This window comes from Pseudomonas sp. 300, assembly GCF_055803035.1.
In genome coordinates, this window is sequence record NZ_JAVLRV010000002.1 from 433,805 (window position 1) to 437,054 (window position 3,250).

Here is a 3,250-nt window from a genome sequence, read left to right on the forward strand (position 1 = left end):
AAACGGCGGTGGCCATGGCGGCGGTACAGGTGGTGGTCACAGCGGTTCCGATCACGGCAGCGCTAACAGTAACGGCCGTGGTAATGGGCTGAGCAGCGATCATGCCGGCAAGTCTGTTCGTGACCGTGGCGAAAGCGGAAACCACTACGGCAATGATCGCAATGGTGAGCGCGGTCATGGGGTCACGACTTCGGGCATCGCCAATTCCAAAGATACGCGCGGCGTGACCAAAGCCACTGCAATCTCGACCTCGACGCCAGGGGACCACAACACGAAAGGGTTGAGTAAAGCCGGAACGTCGGTTTCAAAGAAATCGCACTGATCAGCGTTACTCCCAGCACGCAACCCTGAACAAAACGGGCGCCCGACAAGGCGCCCGTTTTCATTGACACCGGTGTCAGCGCTATTCGTCCATGCTGATCCCCGATCCTCCCAGTTCGTTGGGGACATCCTTCAGCTTCGGCAAACCATCCTTGATACGCAGCACGCTCTCCTGATAGTGCACGTGAAGGCCTGGCGAATATGCGAGATCCGGGATGATCGCGGCATACACATCGATCAGCCCCATCCCGGGGTGTTCGGTGAAGAGGTGCCCGCCGCACGTCTTGCACCACTTACGGTAACTCTGCGGTGTCTTGTTGTAGGTGCCGATGTTGTCAGCCCCCCGAGTCACTTGCACCGCCTCGGGTTTCCACAGCGTGAAGGCATTGACCGGTCCGGCTGACCAATGCCGGCACGACTCGCAATGGCAATAGCCCATCCCGACCGGCTCGCCGCTGACGGTGAGTTCGACCGCGCCGCAAAAACAACTGCCCTTGTAAGACCGTTCAATGTTCATGGCGTTGCTCCTTGATCGCTGGTTAGCCTTCACTCGTCAATGTAGCGCACCGCTGTCGCCGGCGTGCGCCGCACCTGCAATTCGAAAATGTCAGGGCGCGCGTAATGTCCAGTAACGTCGAGCGCCCGTCGCGCCGGCGCTACCAGTGTGATGTCGATGTCCGCATACAAAATGCCGGTCTCCCGGTGCAATGGACCGGCCACGATCCGGCCTTGCGGATTGACCACCACCGAGTCGCCGTCGTTGATCCATTCATCCTGGTCGGGAAACAGTTGCGTACGCGCCGGGAAGTCGTCAGGGACGTCACTGCCGCGCAGCACGGTGCCGCTGCCGAGCACCCAACAGCGGCCTTCTAGCGCAATGTGACGCATCGTGCTGATCCAGCCATCGCCCGTGTCATACGTGGGCGCGACGTAGATTTCCACCCCTTGCGCGTACAGTGAATAGCGGGCCAGCGGCATGTAGTTTTCCCAGCAAATGAGCGTACCCACGCGGCCGACCGATGTATCGACTGTACGCAACCCGGAGGCATCACCGAAGCCATGCACCATGCGCTCGGGGTTCGTGGGCATCAGCTTGCGGTGTCGGTTGAGGAGTGCGCCGTCCGTGCCGATAACGACTACGCTGTTATAGAGTGTGCCGCCACCCGTTTGCCGGTCGCATTCATTGATGCCACACACGATCGTTACGGCATGAACCCTGGCGGCCTCGCACAATTCGCTCAGGTCACCGTTCGCGATATCGACCGCATTGGCCAGCAGCCGGGTGTGCAACTGGCCCACTACAGCGCCGTCTTTTCCCGCCGCCAGCCGCCAGATCCACGACGGGTAACCTGGAACGAACGATTCGGGCAAAACGATCAGCGAGGCTCCCGCCACCGCAGCCTCGGCGACCGCTTGCACGGCCCGGACGATCGTCGCGCCGCGATCGAGCAACACGGGCGGGCGCTGAATAATGGCTACCTTGGTCATGGCGTTCTCCTTTGACGGATGGCTTTCGAGGTTTCAGCGTGCGCGGGGCGAAGTGGCGGGGCTAGTTCAAAATCTGAAGCGTTTCAATTGCGGAGCCCAGGCGATGGATGAAAGCTACGGTCAGTTCTGTACAGTCGCACGCGGTGCCGAAGCCCTGTGCGAGCGCTGGACACCATTGGTCGTGCGCGAGCTGTTGTGCGGTAGTAAACGCTTCAACGAACTGCACCGGGGCGTCCCCCGAATGTCCACCAGCCTTTTGGCACAGCGGCTGCGCCATCTGGAAGAAATGGGCGTCGTACGCCGCACGGCCACAGGCAAAGTCTGGGAGTACAGTCTGACCGCAGCGGGCGAGGAACTGCGCCCCATCATCATGGCACTGGGTCATTGGGGGGCGCGCTGGATCGGCAGTCGTCTGCGCGATGACGAACTCGACGCAGGCCTTCTCATGTGGGATGTGCGTCGGTTCGTGCGCATCGAAACGTTCCCGCCCCGACCGGTGGTCATCCACTTCAAATTCCGCGACGCTCGCCCCGGCGAACAAGCGTGGTGGCTCGTGGTCGAGGAGGGTGTGGCAGACCTGTGCCGCGACGACCCCGGACGCGAACTGACCCTGATCGTGGACTCCAGCGTGCGAGCATTGACCGAAGTGTGGGTGGGTGACCGCACACCGCGTGAGGTGCTTCAGTCTCGGGAGTTGTGTGTGTATGGCGCGGTGAAGGATGCGCAAAGCTTATGGCGCTGGCTTGGCACGAGTGCGTTTGCGGGCACTCGGAGTGCATCGGTGACTCGGTAATCTCCCCGGGGCCCGAATCACGTTGACTGTTTGGAGTCACACGATGTTGAAGGTACTTTTCATGTAGCCAGAACCGACTGCAAAGCCCCACGGCTGACCAACATTTTGCTGCTTGGCCGGCTGTGGAAACTGCGTCGGCGGGGATCAGCAATGATGCGCATGTTCCAGTCAGCCTGGCGTTGTTGCAGTGGGCTGATCTGGAATTTGTCATGGCGCGGACTCATCGCAACAAACTGGTGGCTCGATTTGGTTCGGAGCTGGCGGACACGCTTGTTGTTTGTTCTTCCGCGCGTGGAGATCAATGCCATTCACTCAGACTGTTGAGCTGTCCAATGTCTCATTTCTTCGGCGATGAAGTGGGTTACCAGGTCGCGGAACATTTTTTCGATTGCATCCGGGCTCAAGCCTGCTTCCGTGGCCCAATCGCGACGTGTCACCAGCATGGAAGCGAATCGCTGCGAAGCCTGTACCGAGGCCGCAGAGGTCTTGAACTTCGAAGCCGCGAGTACGTATTGGAATCGTCTTCCTAACAACGTGATAACGGCCTGATCCAGGGCATCAATCTCGCGCCGGATGTCCTCCATACCTGCGCAATTTGCGGGCTGAATCTGATTTATGACGTCCATGTAGAAAGCTCCTTTTGCTAAG

The 3,250-nt window shown here is 59.9% G+C and carries 5 protein-coding genes; 2 read left to right on the forward strand and 3 right to left on the reverse strand.

The annotated features are described in order from the left end of the window. Nucleotides 1–322 (forward strand): hypothetical protein (locus tag Q7W83_RS08140; RefSeq protein ID WP_473655888.1); only part of this gene is annotated, 322 nt, incomplete at its 5' end. An 81-nt stretch (nucleotides 323–403) separates the two neighbouring features. On the opposite strand, the gene Q7W83_RS08145 is transcribed toward Q7W83_RS08140, so the two are convergent. After that, on the reverse strand, nucleotides 404–838 hold the full coding sequence (locus Q7W83_RS08145; protein ID WP_150631550.1) for a GFA family protein: 435 nt from the start codon (nucleotides 836–838) through the stop codon (nucleotides 404–406). Between the two features lie 29 nt (nucleotides 839–867). Beyond that, nucleotides 868–1,809: a carbon-nitrogen hydrolase family protein gene (locus Q7W83_RS08150; RefSeq protein ID WP_150631551.1), complete on the reverse strand. Its 942-nt coding sequence runs from the start codon at nucleotides 1,807–1,809 to the stop codon at nucleotides 868–870. 103 nt (nucleotides 1,810–1,912) lie between these two features. Here Q7W83_RS08150 and Q7W83_RS08155 point away from each other — a divergent pair, with 103 nt between their 5' ends. Beyond that, complete coding sequence (locus Q7W83_RS08155; RefSeq protein ID WP_150631561.1) at nucleotides 1,913–2,602, forward strand: winged helix-turn-helix transcriptional regulator; 690 nt, start codon at nucleotides 1,913–1,915, stop codon at nucleotides 2,600–2,602. 308 nt (nucleotides 2,603–2,910) lie between these two features. On the opposite strand, the gene Q7W83_RS08160 is transcribed toward Q7W83_RS08155, so the two are convergent. After that, complete coding sequence (locus tag Q7W83_RS08160) at nucleotides 2,911–3,228, reverse strand: isochorismate lyase (protein WP_150631552.1); 318 nt, start codon at nucleotides 3,226–3,228, stop codon at nucleotides 2,911–2,913. Between the last annotated feature and the right edge of the window lie 22 nt (nucleotides 3,229–3,250).

Excerpts from the sequence above, each read along its gene's own strand:
- Q7W83_RS08145 (WP_150631550.1), bottom strand. The coding sequence starts at position 838 with ATGAACATTGAACGGTCTTACAAGGGCAGTTGTTTTTGCGGCGCGGTC.
- Q7W83_RS08150 (WP_150631551.1), bottom strand. The coding sequence starts at position 1,809 with ATGACCAAGGTAGCCATTATTCAGCGCCCGCCCGTGTTGCTCGATCGC.
- Q7W83_RS08155 (WP_150631561.1), top strand. The coding sequence starts at position 1,913 with ATGGATGAAAGCTACGGTCAGTTCTGTACAGTCGCACGCGGTGCCGAA.
- Q7W83_RS08160 (WP_150631552.1), bottom strand. The coding sequence starts at position 3,228 with ATGGACGTCATAAATCAGATTCAGCCCGCAAATTGCGCAGGTATGGAG.